The following is a 21,104-nucleotide window of genomic DNA, read 5'->3' as shown; positions in this document are numbered from 1 at the left end:
GCGGCCCTCACACGCCGGTCTGGCTCCGATGACACCTCACATCCCGCAGATCGCCATCCTCGTGGATACCTCCCGCACTTACGGGCAGGACATCGTCGCCGGCGTGCGCCGTTATGTGGCCGAGCACGGCCCCTGGTCCATTTATCTTGAGCCGCGTGATCTTCTTTCCAGTTATCCCGCCTGGCTGGAGGACTGGCCCGGCGATGGCATCCTGGCCCGTACCGGCGATGCCGCCATGCTGCAAAGGCTGAAGGCCACCGGCCTCCCCGTGATCGAGCTGCGCGATTCCTCCCCCGACCAGCCCTTCCCCTTTGTCGGCATGGACAACAGTGAAATAGGCGTCCGCGTCGCCGTTCACCTCCGCAGCCGTGGGTTCCAAAGGTTCGCCGCTTATCTGGATCCGTCTCTGGATTTCTTCCGCGAGCGCATTCTCCGCTTCACCGAGACCGTTCAGGCCGAAGGCTTCGACTGCCCAGTTTTCGAAGCCTTCTCCCCCAGCCACCGCCCACGCTGGGATGAGCATCAGCAGGCCCTGGCCGACTGGCTCACCGGACTGGAAAAACCCGTCGGCGTCTTCGCCAGCAACGACCAGCTCGGCTTCTGGCTGCTCGATGCCGCCCGCCGCGCCGGCATTTCCGTCCCGGAAGAAGTCGCCATCGTCGGGGCCGAAAACGACAAGCTCCTCTGCGAGACAGCCTGGCCACCTCTTTCCAGCGTACAGCTTCGTGGTCAGGCAGTTGGTTATGCCGCTTCCCAGATGCTCGATGCCTGGATCCGCAACGGCATCCGCCCCCCGGACCGAACACTCCTCCCCGCCGGTGACTTCGTCATCCGCCAGTCATCGGACATCGTCGCGGTAGAAGACCCCCGCCTCGCCCGCGCCCTCACCTACATCCGCCAGCACGCCACCGAAAACATCAGCGTCAACGACGTCGCCCGTGCCGCCTCCCTCTCGCGGAGTGCGCTCGAAAGGCAGATGAAAAAACAGATCGGCCGCTCCCCCGGGGAGGAGATCAACCGCATCCGCTTTGGCCTCGTCGAGCGCCTCCTCGCCCAGACCAGCCTCACCCTCGATGCCATCGCCGAGCGTGCCGGCTTCACCCACCCCCAGTACATGGCCGAAGCCTTCCGCAAACGACAGGGCGAGACCCCCGGCCAGTACCGCCAGCGCCGCAAAATCTGAAAATCTCCTGCGCAAAGGCTGAACAAGATCCCTTCCCGCGTGAGTTTTAACAGGGATCATGCGCACCCTCCTGCTCAGCCTCCTCTGCCTCGCAGTCCCCGCCCTGGCCCTCACCGCACCCGCCCGGCCTAACATTGTTTACATCATCGCCGATGACCATGCGTATCGCGATTTCGGATTCATGGGCAGCAAGGAAGCCCTCACCCCGCACCTGGACAAGCTCGCCTCCCAGTCCGCCCGTTTCCCCAATGGCTACGTCACCACCAGCCTCTGCAGCCCCTCCCTCGGCGTCATGCTCACCGGCCGTTATCCGCACCAGAGCGGCCTCACCTATAACCACCCGCCTCCGGGGAACAGCGGCTTCGCCAAAATGCAATCCCGCGCCGAATACGAAAAAGTGCGCAGCCCCGCCTTCGGCCTCCTCCGCAACCAGCCCACCCTGCCCCGCACCATCGGCCAGCTCGGCTACCGTTCCTTTCAGACCGGCAAATTTTGGGAAGGCCATTTCTCCAATGCCGGTTTCACCGAAGGCATGACAATCTTTGAGCCCCGCCCCGGCCAGGACTACGGCGGCAACCGCACCATGAAAAACGGCGAGCTTGCCGCCCACGGCAACGGCGACCACGGCCTGCAAATCGGCCGCGAAACCATGCAGCCCATCGCCGACTTCATCGACCGCGTGGACGGCAAGCAGCCATTCTTCGTCTGGTATGCCCCCTACCTCCCCCACCAGCCCCACGATTCCCCCCAGCGCTATTTCGACCTCTATAAAGACAAAGGCATCCCTGCTCACAAGATCCCCTACCTCGCCTCCATCAGCCAGTTTGACGACACCGTCGGCGAGCTCATCGCCATGATCGAATCCCGTAGCCTAACCAAAAACACCCTCATCGTCTTCATCTCCGACAACGGCTGGACCCCCGACCAGAAACCCGATAAAAACCACCCCGGCGAATTTCTCCACACTCGCGAAAGCAAATACTCCCCCTTTGAAGACGGCCTCCGCACCCCCATCCTCATCCGCTGGGACGGCCAGGTCACACCCGCCACCCATCAGCAGCTCGTCAGCAGCGTGGACCTCCTCCCCACCGTCCTCGATGCCCTCGGCAGCCCCGATTCCATCCCCGGCCTCCCCGGCCGCAGCCTCTGGCCCGCCGCCCAGGGCAGCGCCCCACTGGAGGACCAGCCCGTCTTTGGCGAAATCTACCCCGGCGATGCCACCGCCCTCAGCCGCCCCTCCAAAGACATCGCCTACCGCTGGGTCCGTCACGGCCCCCTCAAGCTCATCCTCCCCCACCCCCACCAGGAAAAAACCGCCTGGCGCGCCTACATCAAAGAAGTCAGCCTTTTCGACGTCGTCCAAGACCCCCAGGAAAAAACCAACCTCGCCAAATCCCGCCCCCAAGACGTCAAAACCCTCCGCCACCTCCTCAACCAATGGTGGAAACCCGGTAATGACTCCAACGTCCCGAAGCCCTAATTCGGCCTTCTTCAGACTCGGGCCGCCAAACGTTCTTACGCCTTGCTATACACGTATAGCGGATTTAGGATAGCCGAATGCTCGCCATCCGTCTAGATCCAGAAATCGAAAGCCGCCTGCAGCATTTGGCAGACAGAACCGGCCGCACAAAAACCTTCTACGCCCGCCAGGCGATCCTCGAACATCTCGATGACCTGGAGGACATCTACCTGGCCACGCAACGCCTGGAGCGTCCCGCCAGGACCTATTCCGCCGAGGATGTGAAGCATGAACTGGGTCTATAGATTTGACGCACGCGCATTGAAGGAACTGCGCAAACTCGGCAAGCAGGCGCAACGCGACATCATTGCCTACCTCGACGAACGGGTGGCCGGAGATGAAGATCCTCGTCGTTTTGGCAAGGGACTCAAAGCGGACCTGGCAGGGCTGTGGCGATACCGGGTCAGTGATTACCGCATCCTTTGCCAGATTAGGGATAAAGAACTGATTGTATTGGTCGTGGCCGTTGGCCATCGCAGGGGCGTTTACGAGTGACCTTCACGGTACCAACTCCACCGTCGTACTAACCATCGCTCCGCGTTCATCCGTCAGGGTCATAAACCAGGTATTCGCCTCCTTCGGCGGTTTCGGGGCGGATACTTCACCCTGGCTCACGGTGGCATCTACAGTCGTCCAGTTGCGTGAGGAGCGTAATCCCTCATCGGTGGTGTAGTGCAGCTTCGCTTCCTTCACGGGCACTTTGCTCGTATAGCTGGCCTTCACTTGATCCCCATCCACCACAGGCTGGCCCGGTACGGCCAAGGGCACGCCGCCACGGCATTTGGAATCAATGAAGAGGCCGATCTCTTCCGGTGCCCATCCGGGCGGGTGACCATGGGACATCTTCACCTGAATACGCATCTGCTTTTCACCCGGCACGACGTTGTAGCTCTTCATGTAGCTGTCCAGGACGTAGTGGATGTCGTTGGTGCCGTTCACAAAAAGGATGGGCACGCGGCAGCGGGGCAGCAGGCTGCCGGGATCGTATTCGCGGATCCAATCCGCGCGACGCTCCCCGAGCGCGTCAATGGCTGGCTTCTGGACGGATTCGCCTTCGTGTAAAAAGCCGCAGCCATACACGGGCACCGCCGCTTTGAACCGGTCATCCAAGGAGGCTACCAGACAGGTGGTATAACCGCCCCAGCTGATGCCCGTCACCGCCGTATTCTCCGCCTGCACTTCCGGCAAGGAGCGCAGCAGCGAATGCGCCCGTATCACACTGGCCGCCGCGTGGAAAGGCCAGTCGTCGGAGGTGCTGCCTCCGATGCTGTCAAACTTTTCATCCCGGCCATGGTTCGGCCCGCCGTTCTCCAGCCGGGTTCGCGGCTCTCCATTGCGCGGATAGTCCTTCAGTTCCCCCGTCTGCGGATCAAACTGAGGATGAGGCGGACGCGACCCGGACAGGTCCATGGCAATGGCCGCATAACCGCGTTTCGCCCACAAATGCACCCACTCGACAAAGGCCGTCCCGCCGCCGCCATGGATCAGCACCACACCGGGAAACGTATCCCCTTTCCTGGCCTTGCCGAGCGTGATCGGAGAGGCATAAAAGGCAAAAACCTCCGTCGGTTTGTCGTTGTAAATTTCTCCCGTATAAACCAGCGAATGCACCGGCTCCGCCTCGCTGACCCACTTCATGGCAGGGGCCTTTTTAAGCTCATCAAGGTTCCACGGCCCCACTTGTTCAGCAGAGGCAAAGGTCACCAAGGAAAGGAATACAACGGTCAGCAATTTCATGTTTAAGAACAAAGAATAACGCCAGCCTCACCGCAAGCTTCCAAGGAAAGGACGCAAAAAATGGCGGCACAATAAAACCTCGTTACCGGCCCCTTCCTGGCCGCGTTTGGCTGTCTGTATTCCACCACCATGCTCTTTTCCACCGTTCTCATGTGGCTGCTCATTGCCGCCGGTTTTGTCATCGCCCTTCCCGCCCTCTGGCTGCTCGCACGCGGCCTCTGGCCGGAGACCGTCGCCCGTCAGCGCGAGGTCGCCAGCCGGGGGCTCTTGAAATGCTTCCTCCTCGGCCTGGTGCCGCTGACAGGCAGCATCGTCTTGATCATTGTTCTCTCCAAGCTCCCCAAAATGGGTGCACTGGCGGTCCTCCTCGGCGGCATCATCGTCGCCTGGGGATTCATCGGGGCTGGCGGTATCGCAGCCCTCATTGGCGAGCGGCTCTGGCCTGAGGCCGCCCCCTGGAGGCAGACCAAACAAGGCGGCCTGGCCCTGGTTCTGTGCGCCCTTCTGCCCGTTGTAGGCTGGGTGGTGCTGCTGCCACTCATCGCCATCCTTGGCTGGGGAATCGCTCTGCGTGCCAGCTTCATGAAGGCGCCTCAGCCCGCCCCTGCCACTCCCGTGCTGCCTGCTGTTGAAACGGCCTCCGCTTAGAATCACACGCATGAAGCTGGATCGCCGCCACCTGCTCAAATCCGCCCTTGGTGGAGGGGCCTCCGCCATGCTCGCCTCATGTGACCGCATCACCACCTCCGTGAACCGCAGTTGGTTAGGCGAGTCTGTTCCTGACCGCCTTGATGTGCCCGCCAGCGCACAAACAGACCCGGGTTTCCACCTACTTTCCCGAGCCGCCTTCGGCCCCTGGCCCGGCGACCTTACCCGCTTGAAAAAGATGGGCCACGATGCCTGGATCGAAGAGCAGTTGAATCCCAGCTCCATCTCCGACACCGCCTGCGACCTGCGGGCCGAGCGCTTCGAATCCCTCTATTTCAGTGCCGGCAATGCCTATGAATACCGCAAGCCAGTCCTGCGTGAGGAACTGACACGTCACTCCCTGCTGCGGGCCATTTACAGCCGCCGCCAGCTCTTTGAAGTCATGGTGGAATTCTGGACCGACCACCTCAACATTGACCTCGAAAAAGGCGACTGCATCTACTTGAAACCCAGCGATGACCGGGACGTCATCCGCAAGCATGCCCTGGGAAAATTCAGCGACCTCATTCGCGCCTCCGCCACCTCTCCCGCCATGCTGGTCTATCTGGACGGGCAGACAAACAAAGTGCGCAAAAACACCCAGGACCGGCCTAACGAAAACTATGCTCGCGAACTTCTGGAACTGCACACCTTGGGTGTTCACGGCGGCTATACCCAGCAGGATGTCTATGAGGCCGCCCGCTGTTTGAGCGGATGGACCTTTGATCGGAACCGCGTCTTTGCTCTGAACCAGGGCGAATCCTACTTTCGTCCCGACTGGCATGACGATGGCGAGAAGAAGGTGCTTGGGCAGACCATCCCCACAGGTGGCGGCCCCAAGGATGTCGATCATCTCATCAACATCGTCTGCACCCATCCGCAGACCGCCCGGTTCATCGCCACAAAGCTCTGTCGTCGCTTCGTCAGCCCGGAACCGCCCGAGAGCCTTGTCAGCCGCCTCAGCACCGAATTCACCCGCACCCAGGGCAGCATCCCGGACTTGTTGCGAGTGCTTTTCAAGTCCGATGAATTTGCCGTCAGCCAGGGCCAGCTATTGAAGCGGCCCTTCAAGTTCATGGTCTCCGCCCTGCGCGCCCTGGCGGCGGATACCCAGGCGGAAAAGGGCATCCTGGAACCGCTGCAGCGCATGGGCCACGGCCTCTTCCAATATCCCACTCCTGATGGCTATCCCGATGATGAACTGCCCTGGATGGGCACCCTGATGTGGCGCTGGAACTTCGCCTTTGCCCTCGCCGCCAACAAGCAGCCAGGGGCCAGAACAGACCTGAACCCGCTGCACCGGGCCTTGCGCGACAAGGAGCCGGAGCCGGAACTCCCCCGCTGGTTCGCCCACTTCACGGGCCGCACTCCCACCCCCGCCGAACTGGAAGCCATCGCCTCAGGTTCAGATCAAACCACCGTCGGACTCATCCTGGCCAGTCCGGCCTTTCAGAGATGCTGACATGCCTTCCTTCACCCGCCGCTCTTTGCTGACCAGGCTTGCCTTTGCCACCCGCTCCATGGCCGAAGCCGCGGAGGAGCACACCCTCATTCACGTCTTCCTGCGCGGCGGTGCCGACACGCTGAACCTGTGGGTGCCCTATGCTGATGACCGCTATTACCGGTTGCGCCCCTCTCTCGCCATCCAGGCCCCTGGCCCTTCCGGCGATGCAGCCATCCGGCTCAATGACCGTTATGCCTTGCACCCCGCCATGAAGCCCCTGGAGACGGCCTTCAGGGAAGGCAGGCTGGGGGCGGTGCAATCCGTCGGGGTGGACAACACCAGCGGCTCTCACTTCGAGTGTCAGGACCAGATGGAGCATGGCGATTCCATGCACGGCATCGCTGCTGGCGGAGGCTGGCTGGGGCGCTATCTCCGCACCCGCAACGGCGACAATCCCTCTCCGCTTTCCGCCGTGGCCATTGGCACCGCCCTTCCAGAATCCCTGCGCGGCGCACCGGCCGTCAGCGTACTGGAAAAGCTGGAGGATATCAGCATCAAGTCCGCAGGCAATCAAGAAGCATCTTTTGTTAGGTCGCTCAACGCCCTCTATGGAGCCGATGTCACCCTGCTGGGCAGGCGTGGTGTTGAGACCCTGGATCTCTTCCGCCGGGTCTCCGCCTTGCAGCAGACCGGCGATGCTGCCGGACCACAGGCCGCATATCCCGACGGACCCTTTGGCAGCGGCCTGCGGGAGATTTCCCGTCTGGTCAAAGCGCGGATCGGTTTACAAGTGGCCTGCATTGATCTGGGTGGCTGGGACACCCACTTCTTCCAAGGCAGAAGCAGCGGCACCCAGGCCGGGCAGATCCGCCTGCTGGCCGAAGGCCTCGCCGCCCTGGATAGCGATCTCAAAGATCATCGGCAACGATATACCCTGATGGTCACCACTGAATTTGGCCGGCGGGTCTATGAGAATGCCTCGCTGGGCACCGATCATGGCCGGGGCTTTGCCTTGATGGCTTTGGGCGACCGCGTCAAAGGCGGCCAGATCATGGGTGAATGGCCCATCCAAGCGGATGATGACGTGAACGTCAACACCCCTGGACCGGGAGGGCTGCTCACCGAAACGGACTGCCGGCAGGTCTTTGCGGAGATCCTGCAAGGCAGCGTGGGACTGACTGACGAAGAAGCAAATAAAGTCTTTCCGGATCTGCCCATCCAACCGGTGGGCTTGATGTCAGGAGCCAAAGCGGCCTAATTTTCCCCCATCCAAAGAATGGCCGTGGTGCCCTGGCCGATGGCTCCGCGCACAACGGCGGCGGTCTGGCGCTCCAGGTCACCGACCCTTACCGTCACCAGGATGCGGCGGGTGGCGCTCTGCACAGAAAGGATGCTGGAAAAACCCTGTGGATCATTGGCGGACAGGCCCAGAATGGCCATGGCGCTGGCAATGTCCGGTACGGGGGCATCATCCAGAGTGTTGAGGATGCCATCCCGGCCCAGGCGCTGGGTCCGCAGAGTCTGGGCATAACGGATGTCCGTGCCCGTCACGGCAGCGATGACTTCAGGCTGGGCTTCATTCACATCCAGGACCCCGCTGGCATAGATGCTAAACCAGCTCCGCCAGTTGGGATAGCCCTCTTCCACCAGCTCCATGCCGCTGACCAGGGCCATCTCCTCAATGGAACGGAAAGGCCGGTTGAAGGGCATGCCGGCGATGTTATAAAGCTTCTTCTCTCCGCCCTGCACGCGGCTGAAGTCATCTACATCCACCCAGTCTAACAAACGATCAATCAAGGTATTCGCCTGCTGTACATTCATCCCCCAGTACATGAAAACCCGGCGCAAGGTCTCCCGGTCTTCGCGCTGCAGCAGGACATTTGGGTTCAGCAGCCCGTCCTCACCGGTCATCTCGACGATGAAAGCCTCATCTTCCGCCACCTGACGGCGCAGCAGGGGATCATCCGCCTTGAGATCCGGATTCATAGCGATGGCCAGGGCCGCCTCCGACAGCATCCGCGCGCGGAAGACCTGTCGCTTCACAGCCGCCATCTCGATGTCCTGCATGAGCAGAAGGGACGTAGCCGCCACCAGGCCGATAAGCAGTGCGATGACCCACAGCACCGCCAGCAGGGCCGCACCACGCTGGCGGACCTGCTGGACATGGGAAGTTATAAGCCCGGTTTGCATCATTCAGGTTGCACCTCCAGATCCGGTTCCGGATTATCAGGGTCAGGAACTGAACCATCTGGGTTGGGCACTACAGGAGCCACCGGCACCCCCATGCCAATGCCTGATACTGAGTTAGGAATGACCGGCGGAATCCAGAAGACCGCGCGGGTTTCAAAGCCGTCATCCAGCTTCAGGTTCAGCTCCGCCATCAAAGGCCGGCGGGCCTGCTTCCAGTTGTTTTCCCACCGGCTGGTGGCGGAATCGTAATACCGCCATTCAAAGCGGCTGACATTGTCCAGCAACGGGATGCTGCCCTGTCCCCGGGCATACTGCACATTTTGCCCGGAGCGCAGCGCCCGGGTCTGCCGCTCATCCAGCAGGCGCAGACCCACCCGCAGGTACCCTCCCGGACGCTCCTCGGCAAAAAGGTCCACACTGGTCTCCGGCGGCAGCGGCGTCCCAGGCGTGAAGGACGTACCGCCATTGACAAAATTAAGGCTCGGCACATAGGAGCTGCCACGCGCGGTCACCGTCAGCCGCAGTTCCGCATCCCCCGGCAGGTTGCGAAACGAGCGGCGTAAAAACGAAATAAAATTCTGCCGAATCAGTGACCTCTCTTGCATGATGGCCAAGTCGCTGCCCAGTTCCATCGTGCCATTTGCGATGGCAAAGATCCCACCCATGAGCAGAAGAAAAGCTGACATCGCCACCACCATCTCCAGCAAAGTGAAAGCGGTGGCAGAGGCTGCATGGGAAAGACGTGTTTTCATCCGTTGCAGCTTCAGTTAATAGGCAGGAAAGCGCCTGCATACCGGTAAGTTTCCGCCTGCATTTCAATGGGGCCAGCGCCTTCATCCCAGCGCGCGACGGCGAGGATGCGAAAGGTGTTTTGCAAAAAGCGGCCATCCTGGTTTTGCAGGTCCTTCACCTGCTGGATGACGACCCGGTAGGCGACGCCATCAGAACCCGGCTTGATCTGCTCGTCCATCTCGCGGACTTGCGGCATCTTGCCGTATTCATCAATCAATGACTCCAAGCTCTGTTCGATTTCGAGCAAGCGCTGAGATTCTGAACCGACGGTGGCAATCTGCGTGAGGGTTCCTACCAGAGCCATGGCCGCAATACTGAAAACAGCAAGCGCCAGAAGCACCTCCATCAAGGTCATTCCTCGTCGTGACTGAGCGGGTCCGGCAAGACGATGCACTCCTGCCGGATAGAGATGTGGGGCTCTGAAATTCATGGCGTTAATCTACGGTCATTCCTGTTAAGGGATGAAAAGCAAGGTCGCGAACTCCTGCCTGAGATTCGAAGCGGACCTTGATCGGTTCACAAATCCCCTGTTCCCCAAACTGCCAATTATGTCCCTCCGCCTTTTCCCAGTCCCTTGCCCCCAGACGAAGAATGAAGATTTTCATACCTTTGGGCACCCTTGAGTAGTCTCCTTCCCGGTTAGTTGATCCGAGAATGCCGAACCCTTCCTTGTCAAAAGCAATGGTCAGCGTGCGATGCTGCAGCACAGCGGCATTGATCGCAAACCTGGACATCTGAGTGAGATCTTGTGCCGGTTTTTCAAACGGATCATTGTCATCCAGCATAGAAAAACTGCCGAAGCCAAGACCAATGACCAACAGCATGATGCTCATAACCACAATGAGCTCCAGGAGTGTAAATCCTGAAGCGGAGCGATGAGGAGGTACAAGTTTCATAGCCTATGCCCCCACCGGGCCCAGGTGAAGATCAATCCGAATACACATCGTCCTCAGTGCCAGCCTTGCCGTCTGGCCCCATGGAAAAGACTTCATAAGGCTGACCGTTTGTTTTTCCGGGGCTACGGTATTGATAAATGTTCTGCCAGGGGTCTTTAATGCCACTATCTTTGAGCAATGATTTCTTTACGCGGGCATTTGCAGGGGGTTTGACCAGATCCTCAAGCTTTCCTGGAAGCGTGCGGTTGAGAGTTTTATACTGGGTGATGGCCACCTTGATGGTGTTCATGTGGGCTTCGGCGGCTGTGATTTCGGCGCCTCCCTGAACGTTTTGCAATGCCACCGCTCCAATCGCAATCAACAGGGCAATAATGGCCAGCACGAGCATCATTTCCATCAGGGTAAAAGCCTTTCTGACAGGATTCAAAAGGCGGTGGAAAGATCGTGCCGGGGCAGTTGACTGGATGTGTGTTATGTTCATGAAGTAAAGTATTGGTGGCAGTGCGAAGGAAAACGTTCGGGATTAGTTACTAGCGAAGGATTATTTATCACCCGCGAGTTTTCATGGCAGACACGGTTTCGAAGATCACGGAGATCATGATGTAGGCCATGACACCGACGAGGGCGGCCATGACAAGAATGATGACCGGCTGCATGAGCGCCATCATTTTCTCCAGGCTTTTGCTCAGCTCACGACCGCACCGGTCAGCAGTCCGGCGGAGCGTCCCACTGAGATCGCCGGTATGCTCGCCGATGCGCACCATTTCCAGGAGCCTAATAGGGAAAAGTGAAGTTTTTTCGAGACCGCGCGAGAGAGAGGCACCGTCACGCACGCTGGCCGTCACATGCTCAAGCTGCTTCTGAATAAACTGGTTGGAGGAGACACGTGATGCCAGCTCCAGGCCTTTGAGCAAAGGCAAACCGCCTCCTGATAGACTGGCCAGAGTTTCCAAAAACTGATTGTGAAAACTGGTCATCAAAACATTCCCGATGAGGGGAATTTTCAACTTAGTCTGATCCCATACAGGACGACCCATTTTGGACCCTGACCAAACCCAAAACGCCAGTGCAATTAAGGCCATAGCGGCGAGAATGAGCCACCAATAGGTCCGGGTAAAATCCGACACCGCCATGACGAATTGAATGCCTTTGGGCACACCTCCTCGCATGTTGGACATCATGACGCTGAGCCGGGGGATGAGAAAGGTCGTGAAAAGAATGGTAACTCCGATGGCAGAGGTCACCAGGAATCCTGGGTAAATAAGCGCCACGGCCACCTGGCTGCGCATCTCGCGGACGCTGGCGAGGTACTGGGCCTGTCGTTTCATAGCATCGGCCAGGGAACCGCCGGCCTCACCGGCGGCGGCGACGGAGCAGAAGAGCTCGCCAAAGGAGGGGGAGGACTGGCGCAAGGCGCTGCTGAAGGGGTGGCCCTCCCGGATCAGATTACCAAGACGGCGGGCGATACGGCTGTGAGTGCCAGCGGTGCCCTTCCCTTCCATGAGCTTCAGCGCGGCTTCCAGCCGCATGCCGGCCTCGAGCAGTTCGGAAAGTTCTTCGGTGAAAAGCTGGAGCTGGCCGTTGCTGAGTTTGATGGGCGCCGTTTCATCCACAGGCTCGCCCGCTTTGGCCTTGGCGGCCGCCGCTTTGCCCGCCGCAGTTGCCTTGGCGGAGGCCTCGCTGATCTTGAAAGGCTGCAATCCTTTGCCTGTGAGCTGTCTCAGCGCAGTGGTACGATCCTGGGCCTCGATGGTCCCGGAGACATCGCGACCTGTGGCATCGGCAGCTTGATAGGCAAAATTAGGCATGGAAGGCGTGAGACAAGCACAGCCTGAGATTGTTGCAAAGAACCATGTGGGTCACAAAAGGAATCCCGAGGCCGAAAGTTGGAGCGGGCACCAGACTGGCAGTCGCTACCCTCAAAGAATACACCTGGAAAGGGCGATGGACCAGAGAAATGCCTGGGAATGGTACGAACCGCAGTGCCTCATAAAAGAGGACCCCGTGGTTGATGGAGCCACGACTGATGAAAGAAAGCCTTGAAGATTACACCCGCATCATCCGGGGACGCTACTCTCGACGCACTGGCAAACAGGCCAAGCTTCGGAGGGCACTCTTCGCCGTTGAGCCGGCGAAGAATGGCGGAAGGGGTGGGATTCGAACCCACGGTGAAGTTGCCCCCACGTCTGATTTCGAGTCAGGTACTTTAGACCACTCAGCCACCCTTCCGTGCTGCATGCAGCGATCACATGTTAGGCGGGTGCGGAGGTTTGGCAAGGTGAGGCTGGGAGATTTTCACTTTGAATCCAGAATTTCGCTGTTGGAAAAAACTGCGTGCGTTCGGGCGCGGGTGTGCCTATTTTAGGGGGTGAACCCTTTGGCCCTGGCTCTTTCTCTCCTTTCCCTGCGACTTACGCTAGGGTAGGCGGCCCGTGTTTCCTCGCCATGCTTTGCCGTCACGATGCGGCATCCTGCCTCCGGTTATTTCAGGAAATTCCTTCCTGCAAAGCCTGCCAATCTTGTTAAAGCTGTCCTTATTCCTGTACTGTCATGTTGAAGAATCCGTCCTCCAAATATCAGCCGTTTCCGCTGATCTCCCTGCCGAACCGTCAATGGCCGGCGCGCCACCTTTCCCAGGCACCGATGTGGTGCAGTGTGGATCTGCGCGATGGCAACCAGGCGCTGGCGGTGCCGATGAATGTGTCCCAAAAGCTGGAGATGTTCGATGCGCTGGTGAAGTGCGGGTTCAAGGAGATCGAGGTGGGGTTCCCTTCCGCCTCGAACACAGAGTTTGCCTTCAACCGAAGGCTGATTGAGGAGAAGCGCATCCCGGAGGATGTGACGATCCAGTGCCTGGTGCAGGCGCGGGAGGACCTGATCGAGAAGACGGTGGAGTCTCTGCTGGGGGCGAAGAAGGTGGTGATCCACATGTATAACTCCACGTCGCCGGCGCAGCGGAAGTATGTGTTTGGCAAAACGAAGGAGGAGATCATCGCCATCGCGGTGAAGGGGGCGCAGATGATCAAGGACCGGCTGCACAGGCTGGAGGAGACGGGCACGCAGGTGACGCTGCAGTATTCCCCGGAGAGCTTCAGCGCGACAGAGGTGGAATTTGCCAAGGAGATCAGCGAGGCGGTGATGGATGTGTGGCAGCCGACACCGGAGCGGAAGATGATTTTGAACCTGCCGGACACGGTGGAGGTGGCGATGCCGAATGTGTATGCGGATCAGATCGAATGGATCTGCACGAACATCAAAAACCGCGAGAGCCTGATCATCAGCCTGCACACCCACAATGACCGTGGCACGGGCACGGCGGCGACGGAGCTGGGCCTGCTGGCGGGCGCGGACCGGGTGGAGGGGACGCTGTTTGGCAACGGGGAGCGCACGGGCAATCTGGACATCGTGCAGGTGGCGATGAACCTGTACATGCACGGCATCTCGCCGGGCCTGGATTTCAGCGACATGAGCGGGCTGATTCACATGTATGAGCGCACGACGGGGATGACAGTGCCACCGCGCCAGCCGTATGCGGGGGAGCTGGTCTTCACGGCCTTCAGCGGCAGCCATCAGGATGCGATTAAGAAAGGGCTGACGGGATATGAGGAGCACAAGTCCCTGTGGGATGTGCCCTACCTGACGATTGACCCCAACGACATCGGCCGGGAATACCGGGAGGTGATCCGGGTGAACAGCCAGAGCGGCAAGGGCGGAGTGGCTTATCTGCTGGAGAGCGAATTTGGCATTGAGCTGCCGAAGGACATGCAGCGGGAGTTTGGCCCCATCGCCAATGATCTGGTGGACAGCCTGGGCCGTGAGGTGACGGCGGCAGAGCTGCGCAACATGTTCTGGAACGAGTACATCCAAAGGGAGAGCCCATATGCGCTGCATCACTTCCATGCAGACGGGGTGGACGGTGTGTTCACCTGCCGGTGCAGCCTGCTGAAGAATGGCGTGGAGATGGCCATCACGGGCACGGGCAACGGGCCCATCGCGGCGTTTGTCCAGGGCATGATCCTGGACGGAGGCGCGCCTGTGTTTGAGGTGGCGAACTTCCGGGAGCAGAGCCTCAGCAGCGGGTCAGAGGCGAGTGCGCTGGCCTACATCCAGATCCGCCTGCCGGATGGCAAAACGGTCTGGGGTGCTGGAGTGGATACGAACATCGAGCTGGCCTCCATCAAGGCGGTGGTGAGCGCGGTGAACCGGGCCTCATAAACCATAAAATAACGTCTCTGGCATCAAGCGGCTTGACCCTGGGCCGCCTGTTGCCAGGGTGTGCGCCATGACCCAACCCCAGCGCGAAGCCCTTTTTGACCTGCTTTCCCTTTCCATCTATGCGGATGCGCACATCTCGCTGGTGGAAGAAGATTTGATCCAGTCCGCCTTTGTGTCCAAGGGCTGGAAGTCGGAATACCCGAAGAGTCTGTTCATTGAGGAGTCCTTCGCCCGGGCGCGTGAGGTGAGCGAGGATGACGACAGCGTGGTGGACTACCTGACGGAAAGATCAGCCGCATTCACCACCAAGACGGTGCAGGCGGAGGTGCTGGGCATCGTAAAAAACCTGCTGGAGCGCGACGGGATGACGGCGGATGAAAATGAGTTTTTCAATCTGCTGATCCAGGCGATGCCGAAGGCCAAGTAACGCCGGGGTCCGAAATCTGATACTTCCGTGACGTGGCGGCGGATGGCGGAGAAGACCGGCCAGCGCTCCGCCGTATAGCTGGGATGGACAGACGGGAATTCATCAAAACGGGCAGTGCGGCGGTCATCGGTGCGCAGCTCACGGCTGCGGCTCTGCCAGGAGCAGAAAGTGCCGCCACGGGTGCCGGAGCCAGGCGCGAGCGGCAGCCGGATCTGATCACGAAGGAGAATGCCAAGCCGGGCGCGGACTTTCAGCTCACACGGATGCGGCCGGATGGATCGAAGTCGTTCCGGTCATCGGTGATCGAAGGATACTGCTCCCGGCAGTCCGTGAAGGCGGGGGAGAAGCTGGACTTTTTTGTGAGCTGCAAGCCTGCCGGGCGCTACAGCCTGGAGATCTTCCGCATGGGCTACTATGGCGGTGTCGGATCGCGCCTGATGACGACGCTGGGGCCGCTACAAGGAAGTACGCAGCCGGTGCCGGAGATGGGCGAGGCGCGCCTGCGGGAGTGCCAGTGGGAGGTTTCCACCAGCCTAACCATTCCGGAAGACTGGCCAAGCGGGGTCTATCTGGGGCGACTGTCCACGCTGCCAGAGGCGGCGGACCTTCCTTACTGGCAGAGCTATGTGATCTTCATTGTGAAGGATGAGCGGCCTGCAGACATCCTCTTCCAATGCAGTGACAGCACCTGGCAGGCCTACAACCGCTGGCCGGTGAATGAGTCGCTTTATACGGATCCACGGGCGGCCCATGCACCGGGCGTGAGCGTGAGCTTTGACCGGCCGTATGGGAAGTATGTGCAGATTTTGGACAATCCGCAGAGCATGGGCAGCGGTGAGTTTCTGCTGTGGGAATACCCGCTGTGCTACTGGCTGGAGAAGGAAGGCTACGATGTGACCTACTGCTCCAATGTGGACAACCTGGACGCGCCTAACTTAAAGCGCTGCAAGACGATGATCAGCATCGGCCACGATGAATACTGGGACCTGCGACAGTATGAAAACGTGAAGAAGGGCATTGAGGAAGGGCTGAATGTGCTGTGGCTGTCCGCCAATGATGTCTATATGGTGACGCCCTTCACGCCGAATGCGAAGGGCGAGGCGAACCGCCGGCTGACGCGGGAAACATGTTTTGGCGAGTTCCGCGAGGAGGAGAAGGAGGCCTATGCAAAGGTACTGGGGCCGTTTGAAAACCCTGGGCCGGATGAGCGCGACATCATCGGTGCACGCACGGTGGTGCCCTTCAACGGCGGTGGCGACTGGACCTGCACGAAGCCGGAGCACTGGCTGTATGAAGGCACCGGAATGAAAGCGGGCGAGAGCATTCCCGGCCTGGTGGGCTGGGAATTTCACGGCGACCCGGATGTGCAGCGTGCCAGCCTGGAGGTCATCGCCGAAGGAAACGTGTGGGCCGGTGGCACACGCCTGGGCCGATATGCGGCGACGATCTTCGAGGGGCCGAAGGGAAACCATGTGTTCAATGCGAGCACCATCTTCTGGAGCCAGGGCCTGAGCAGCCCGCCGGGGCACATGATTCCCTGGAGCCACTTCTCCCGGCCCCACGGCCCGGATGAGCGGGTGCAGCGGATCACGGCGAACCTGCTGAAACGCGGGGTGGGGTGAGAGTCGGGAATACCAGTCATCAAAACATACTTTGATGAAATACGTTTTGATGAAATACATTCAGTTCGTGATGAACTTCCGGGAAAAAAAGCGGGAACTGGAGGCGCTAGAGGCAGCCTGGCGCGGACCAGAGGCGTGAATCTTGCCTCTCCATTACCTGAGGGTTGGGCCAGATCTGTCCAGTTGCAGGTTCACTGATCCTCAGCACTGTCACATCATGACAAGCAACGAAGCATGGCTGAAATTCGGTCTGCCAGCAGAACTAAAACATCGAAACGAAATTCAACGGCTCCTTGGTTTGGAGATTGAGTTTGAGCGGCAAGGAGAAGGCGGGGAAGAAATGCTCCGGACATTGTGTCTTCAGCTCTTCAGTTTGGGATATCCTGAAGACGCGCTTCTCATCTGGGAAGCAAAGCAGTCCAGCTTCGATGCAGGGTGTGGCCTCGATGTTCAGTTACTTTGCGGAGCAGGATTGACCGCAACCAAAGATTATCTCTCTCGGGCAAGCGCCCCGGAGGCATCTGCCGTCTTGAAGTATCTGGCTGTCTGTGAAAAGGCTGGAGATTTTGACGAGTGGACGCCCCAGGCGACCCTTGATACCTGGCGAAGTTACTACGGCTTCTGATCTCTCCGCCCATCCATCCCCATGATCCGTCAAATCTCAGAAAGCGAGTTTACAGGGCCACATTTGACCGAGGGAGCCTGTTTGTTTCGCACGCCTGAGTCGCTGGAGATCGGTCACGCGATTGAGTGGGAGCCGGAAATCGAAGATGGGCTGGGACCTGGGAAGTTTGCAGTGTTTGTGAACCCGGGCGGATTGATTTTTTCACTTCAACATTATGAGTTATCCCCACGGAAGGATCTCATGACCCTGTATGTGAAACCGGGGGACCTCGGGTTGCATGTAGACCAGGCCTTGATCGCACTCTGTCTGACCAGTGCGGATCTTGGCTGGCTAGCAGACGAGGCCCGACTCCCTCCAGCCCGATTGATCCGCCAAGATGACAATGGCGTGCAGTTTCATATGGGAGACTACCCCTGCCACGCGGATGCGGAGGCCGCTCTCCGGCATTTGACGGCGGGGCAGCACAAGCAGACGTATTTTATCGAGTGCATCTAGAAGGTGGGCCTGTTTGCCCCTCTCTTTCAGAGCTGGGAACGTAGAATGGATGTGTTCTGCGCCAATGAGTTCGTGGTCCTGGAACAGGTCGTCCGCAGAACTATCCTGCTTTCTTTGGAGGTACTTTTTCCCAGTGGTGGGCGTTTGTACCTGCGCTGGTTTTTGCGAATGAGGCGGAGACTGGAAGGCCTCCGTGCATTCAAAGAAAGCCGGATAGTTCGGCGATGGAAGCCTTGGAGCAGCGGGCTGATTAGCGCCGAACACATCCAGCCTACGAACGGGCGGGAATTTAAGTCATCCAAACGTGTTTTGACAAAGCACAGTTCATCCAAACACGTTTGGATGAAGCACATTTGGATGAGATGAAATCACCGGCGGGCGGGAAGCACTGATTGCATCGGGGACATTTCTGGCTCCACTGGTCGTGCGAAATGCCTACGCCCTTCTCCTCCCGTCACATTGGACCCTCGGCCGCTGAAACGGCGGCCATGTTGGAAACGCTCGGTTACGACTCTCTGGATACGCTGGTGGACCACGTGGTTCCCGAAGCCATCCGGCAGCGGACGGCACTGAACCTGCCGGAGGCGTTGGGCGAGGAAGAGGCGCTTCGGCGGCTGCGGCAGCTCATGGGGCGGAACAAGGTGGTGCGGTCCTTCATCGGCCTGGGCTATCATGACACGTTCACGCCGCCGGTCATCCAGCGGAACATTCTCGAAAATCCAGGCTGGTACACGGCCTACACGCCGTATCAACCGGAGATCAGCCAGGGCAGGCTGGAGGCACTGATTAACTTTCAGACGATGGTCACGGACCTGACGGGCCTGGATGTCGCGGGCGCTTCCCTGTTGGATGAAGGCACGGCCTGTGCGGAAGCGCTGACGCTGGCAGCAGCGCAGAAGGCCGGATCTAACCAAGTATTGGTTTCGGACCAGTGCCACCCGCATAACATCGAGGTGGTGCGCACGCGCATGAGTGCGCTGGGCATCGAGGTGGTGGTGACGGATGTGGCCACGTGGCAGCACGATGGCGGCAAGGGCCTGGCGGCGGTGCTGGTGCAGTATCCGGATACGCAGGGCGTGATCCATGACTTTGAAGCGCTGGCCAGACAGGTACATGAGGCGGGTGCTCTACTAGTCGTTTCGGCGGATCTGCTGGCACTGACGGTGCTGCGACCACCGGGTGAATTTGGTGCGGACATCTGCGTGGGAAACAGCCAGCGATTCGGGGTGCCGCTGGGTTTTGGCGGACCGCATGCGGCTTTCATGGCGGTGAAGGATGCGCTGAAACGGCGCATGCCAGGCCGCCTCATTGGCGTGTCACGGGATGCGGCCGGGAACCCGGCCTACCGCCTTTCTTTGCAGACGCGGGAGCAGCACATCCGCCGGGAAAAGGCGACGAGCAACATCTGCACGGCGCAGGTGCTACTGGCGGTCATGGCCTCCATGTATGCGGTGTATCACGGGCCGGAGGGCCTGAAAAAGATCGCGCTGCGCACGCATGGTGCGGCGGTGTGGCTGGCGCGTGAGCTGCTGCTGGCGGGCCTGGAGCTGGCCAGCGATGACTTCTTTGATACCTTGACGGTGCGGGTGCACAACGCGGATGAGGTGCTGAAAACGGGCCTGCTCTTTGGCGTGAACCTGCGTAAGGTGGATGCGCATCACGTGGGTGTGGCGCTGGATGAACGCATTCGCGAGGAGGAGTTGCACAGTATCCTGAAAGCCTTTGGCGTGAGCAAGGCTCAACATGCAGTGCACCTGACCAACGATGCGGAATTGAACTGCTCCGGCGTGTTTCACCGGCAGTCGGCGTATCTGACGCATCCGGTCTTCAGCCGTTATCATTCGGAGACGGAGATGATGCGCTACCTGCACAAGCTGGAGAGCAAGGACATCGCGCTGAACCGCAGCATGATTCCGCTGGGCTCCTGCACGATGAAGCTGAACGCGGCGGCGGAGATGATGCCGCTGAGCTGGCCGGAGGTGGGCGGGCTGCACCCTTACGCTCCCCATGAGCAGAGCGAGGGCTACCACGCGATGTTTGCCGAGTTGGAAAGTTGGTTAGCCGAATGCACCGGTTTTGACGCCACGTCCCTGCAGCCCAATGCGGGCTCCCAGGGCGAATACGCGGGCCTGCTGGCCATCAAACGCTTTCATGAAGCGCAAGGCGAAGGCCACCGCGATGTGTGCCTGATCCCCACCAGTGCGCATGGCACCAACCCGGCCAGCGCGGTGATGTGCGCCTTTAAAGTGGTGGCTGTGGTTTGCGATGACCAGGGCAACATTTCCGTGGCGGACTTGCAGGCCAAGCTGGAGGCCCATAAGGACAAGGTCGCCGCGCTGATGGTGACGTATCCGTCCACGCACGGCGTGTTTGAAGAGAGCATCGTGGAGATCTGCCGCCTGGTGCATGAGCACGGCGGCCAGGTCTATATGGACGGCGCGAACATGAACGCGCAGGTGGGTCTGACCTCACCCGGCAGGATCGGCGCGGATGTCTGCCATCTGAACCTGCACAAGACCTTTTGCATCCCGCATGGCGGCGGCGGACCCGGCGTGGGCCCCATCTGCGTGGCGGCGCATTTGAAGCCGTATCTGCCCGGCCATCTCACCTGGGAGCCGCAGTCGCAGCGCGAAGGCGCGGTCTGCTCGGCCCCCTGGGGCAGCGCCAGCATCTGCACCATCTCCTGGATGTACATCGCCATGATGGGTCCGCAGCTCACGGACGCGACGAAGTATGCCATCCTGAATGCCAACTACGTGGCCCGGAAACTGGCCCCGTGTTTCCCCACTCTCTATAAAGGCAGCAACGGCCTCGTGGCCCATGAGTGCATCCTGGACTTCCGCCATTTCCACAAGGTGACGGTGGAGGACGTGGCCAAGCGGCTCATGGACTTCGGTTATCACGCGCCCACCATGAGCTGGCCCGTCGGCGGCACGCTGATGATCGAGCCGACGGAAAGCGAAAGCCAGGCCGAGCTGGACCGCTTTTGCAGCGCCATGCAGTGCATCCATGGCGAGATCGAAGCCGTGGAAAACGGCAATGTCCACCCCACCGACAACCCGCTGAAAGCCGCTCCCCACACCGCCGAGTTTGTCATGAAAACCGACTGGCCGCATCCCTATACCCGTGAGACCGCCGCCTTTCCCCTGCCCTGGGTCAAAGACGGCAAATACTGGCCCCCCGTCGCCCGCGTGGACAACGTGTACGGCGACCGAAATCTGGTGTGCTCGTGCATCAGTGTGGAGGAGGCGGCGGCGGGGTGAGGGTGCCTA

General features: G+C 59.9%; 20 protein-coding genes and 1 tRNA gene. 13 read left to right on the top strand and 8 right to left on the bottom strand.

Annotated elements, in window-relative coordinates; translation table 11 throughout:
• The first annotated feature begins 28 nt into the window (after positions 1-28).
• The 4 genes from WJU23_RS17495 to WJU23_RS17480 all read left to right on the top strand — a co-directional run bounded on the left by WJU23_RS17495 (position 29) and on the right by WJU23_RS17480 (position 3,197).
• On the top strand, positions 29-1,183 hold the full coding sequence (locus WJU23_RS17495; RefSeq protein WP_346333900.1) for a DNA-binding transcriptional regulator: 1,155 nt from the start codon (positions 29-31) through the stop codon (positions 1,181-1,183).
• A gap of 58 nt (positions 1,184-1,241) precedes the next feature.
• Complete coding sequence (locus tag WJU23_RS17490) at positions 1,242-2,663, top strand: sulfatase-like hydrolase/transferase (RefSeq protein ID WP_346333899.1); 1,422 nt, start codon at positions 1,242-1,244, stop codon at positions 2,661-2,663.
• 77 nt (positions 2,664-2,740) lie between these two features.
• The gene (locus tag WJU23_RS17485; RefSeq protein WP_346333898.1) at positions 2,741-2,947 is read left to right on the top strand and encodes a TraY domain-containing protein; all 207 of its coding nucleotides are present in this window, start codon (positions 2,741-2,743) and stop codon (positions 2,945-2,947) included.
• The gene (locus tag WJU23_RS17480) at positions 2,931-3,197 is read left to right on the top strand and encodes a type II toxin-antitoxin system RelE/ParE family toxin (protein ID WP_346333897.1); all 267 of its coding nucleotides are present in this window, start codon (positions 2,931-2,933) and stop codon (positions 3,195-3,197) included. Before WJU23_RS17485 ends, WJU23_RS17480 begins: the two co-directional genes overlap by 17 nt.
• A 3-nt stretch (positions 3,198-3,200) precedes the next feature.
• Here the strand turns inward: WJU23_RS17480 and WJU23_RS17475 are convergent, their stop codons facing one another.
• Positions 3,201-4,439 (bottom strand): prolyl oligopeptidase family serine peptidase, encoded by a 1,239-nt coding sequence (locus WJU23_RS17475; RefSeq protein WP_346333896.1) that lies wholly within the window; start codon positions 4,437-4,439, stop codon positions 3,201-3,203.
• A gap of 129 nt (positions 4,440-4,568) precedes the next feature.
• Between WJU23_RS17475 and WJU23_RS17470 the strand changes: the two genes are divergently transcribed.
• Genes WJU23_RS17470 through WJU23_RS17460 form a run of 3 tightly spaced genes read left to right on the top strand, consistent with a single transcriptional unit; the run spans position 4,569 to position 7,828 of the window.
• A complete protein-coding gene (locus WJU23_RS17470; protein WP_346333895.1) occupies positions 4,569-5,087 on the top strand; it encodes a hypothetical protein in 519 nt (172 codons plus the stop codon).
• 10 nt (positions 5,088-5,097) lie between these two features.
• Positions 5,098-6,588 carry a DUF1800 domain-containing protein gene (locus tag WJU23_RS17465; protein ID WP_346333894.1) on the top strand — a complete coding sequence of 497 codons (1,491 nt, stop codon included), beginning with the start codon at positions 5,098-5,100 and terminating at the stop codon, positions 6,586-6,588.
• A 1-nt stretch (position 6,589) separates the two neighbouring features.
• Positions 6,590-7,828 carry a DUF1501 domain-containing protein gene (locus tag WJU23_RS17460; protein ID WP_346333893.1) on the top strand — a complete coding sequence of 413 codons (1,239 nt, stop codon included), beginning with the start codon at positions 6,590-6,592 and terminating at the stop codon, positions 7,826-7,828.
• On the opposite strand, the gene WJU23_RS17455 is transcribed toward WJU23_RS17460, so the two are convergent.
• The 7 genes from WJU23_RS17455 to WJU23_RS17425 all read right to left on the bottom strand — a co-directional run bounded on the left by WJU23_RS17455 (position 7,825) and on the right by WJU23_RS17425 (position 12,677).
• Positions 7,825-8,763: a hypothetical protein gene (locus tag WJU23_RS17455; protein ID WP_346333892.1), complete on the bottom strand. Its 939-nt coding sequence runs from the start codon at positions 8,761-8,763 to the stop codon at positions 7,825-7,827. The genes WJU23_RS17460 and WJU23_RS17455 overlap by 4 nt on opposite strands.
• Positions 8,760-9,512, bottom strand: coding sequence for a type II secretion system protein GspJ (locus tag WJU23_RS17450; RefSeq protein ID WP_346333891.1), 753 nt, complete (start codon positions 9,510-9,512; stop codon positions 8,760-8,762). Before WJU23_RS17450 ends, WJU23_RS17455 begins: the two co-directional genes overlap by 4 nt.
• An 11-nt stretch (positions 9,513-9,523) precedes the next feature.
• Positions 9,524-9,982: a type II secretion system protein gene (locus WJU23_RS17445; protein ID WP_346333890.1), complete on the bottom strand. Its 459-nt coding sequence runs from the start codon at positions 9,980-9,982 to the stop codon at positions 9,524-9,526.
• Between the two features lie 4 nt (positions 9,983-9,986).
• Entirely contained in the window at positions 9,987-10,448 is a 462-nt protein-coding gene (locus tag WJU23_RS17440) for a type II secretion system protein (protein ID WP_346333889.1), read from the bottom strand.
• Between the two features lie 31 nt (positions 10,449-10,479).
• A complete protein-coding gene (locus WJU23_RS17435; RefSeq protein ID WP_346333888.1) occupies positions 10,480-10,929 on the bottom strand; it encodes a type II secretion system protein GspG in 450 nt (149 codons plus the stop codon).
• Between the two features lie 67 nt (positions 10,930-10,996).
• The gene (locus WJU23_RS17430; protein ID WP_346333887.1) at positions 10,997-12,256 is read right to left on the bottom strand and encodes a type II secretion system F family protein; all 1,260 of its coding nucleotides are present in this window, start codon (positions 12,254-12,256) and stop codon (positions 10,997-10,999) included.
• 331 nt (positions 12,257-12,587) lie between these two features.
• Positions 12,588-12,677: transfer RNA gene (locus WJU23_RS17425), tRNA-Ser, on the bottom strand.
• Between the two features lie 321 nt (positions 12,678-12,998).
• On the opposite strand from WJU23_RS17425, the gene leuA reads away from it, so the two are divergent.
• The 6 genes from leuA (at position 12,999) to gcvP (ending at position 21,095) form a co-directional block, all read left to right on the top strand.
• Positions 12,999-14,663 carry a 2-isopropylmalate synthase gene (gene leuA, locus WJU23_RS17420; RefSeq protein WP_346333886.1) on the top strand — a complete coding sequence of 555 codons (1,665 nt, stop codon included), beginning with the start codon at positions 12,999-13,001 and terminating at the stop codon, positions 14,661-14,663.
• 67 nt (positions 14,664-14,730) lie between these two features.
• On the top strand, positions 14,731-15,090 hold the full coding sequence (locus WJU23_RS17415) for a hypothetical protein (RefSeq protein ID WP_346333885.1): 360 nt from the start codon (positions 14,731-14,733) through the stop codon (positions 15,088-15,090).
• Between the two features lie 83 nt (positions 15,091-15,173).
• Complete coding sequence (locus tag WJU23_RS17410) at positions 15,174-16,712, top strand: N,N-dimethylformamidase beta subunit family domain-containing protein (protein ID WP_346333884.1); 1,539 nt, start codon at positions 15,174-15,176, stop codon at positions 16,710-16,712.
• Positions 16,713-16,929: 217 nt separating this feature from the next.
• Entirely contained in the window at positions 16,930-17,337 is a 408-nt protein-coding gene (locus WJU23_RS17405) for a hypothetical protein (protein WP_346333883.1), read from the top strand.
• 363 nt (positions 17,338-17,700) lie between these two features.
• A complete protein-coding gene (locus WJU23_RS17400; RefSeq protein ID WP_346333882.1) occupies positions 17,701-17,832 on the top strand; it encodes an SPOR domain-containing protein in 132 nt (43 codons plus the stop codon).
• A gap of 431 nt (positions 17,833-18,263) precedes the next feature.
• A complete protein-coding gene (gene gcvP / locus WJU23_RS17395; RefSeq protein ID WP_346333881.1) occupies positions 18,264-21,095 on the top strand; it encodes an aminomethyl-transferring glycine dehydrogenase in 2,832 nt (943 codons plus the stop codon).
• Positions 21,096-21,104: the final 9 nt, after the last annotated feature.

Source organism: Prosthecobacter sp. SYSU 5D2 (genome assembly GCF_039655865.1).
Taxonomy (GTDB): domain Bacteria; phylum Verrucomicrobiota; class Verrucomicrobiia; order Verrucomicrobiales; family Verrucomicrobiaceae; genus Prosthecobacter.
The sequence above is the reverse complement of the archived record's forward strand: the minus strand, read 5'-3'. Positions and strand labels throughout refer to the sequence as shown.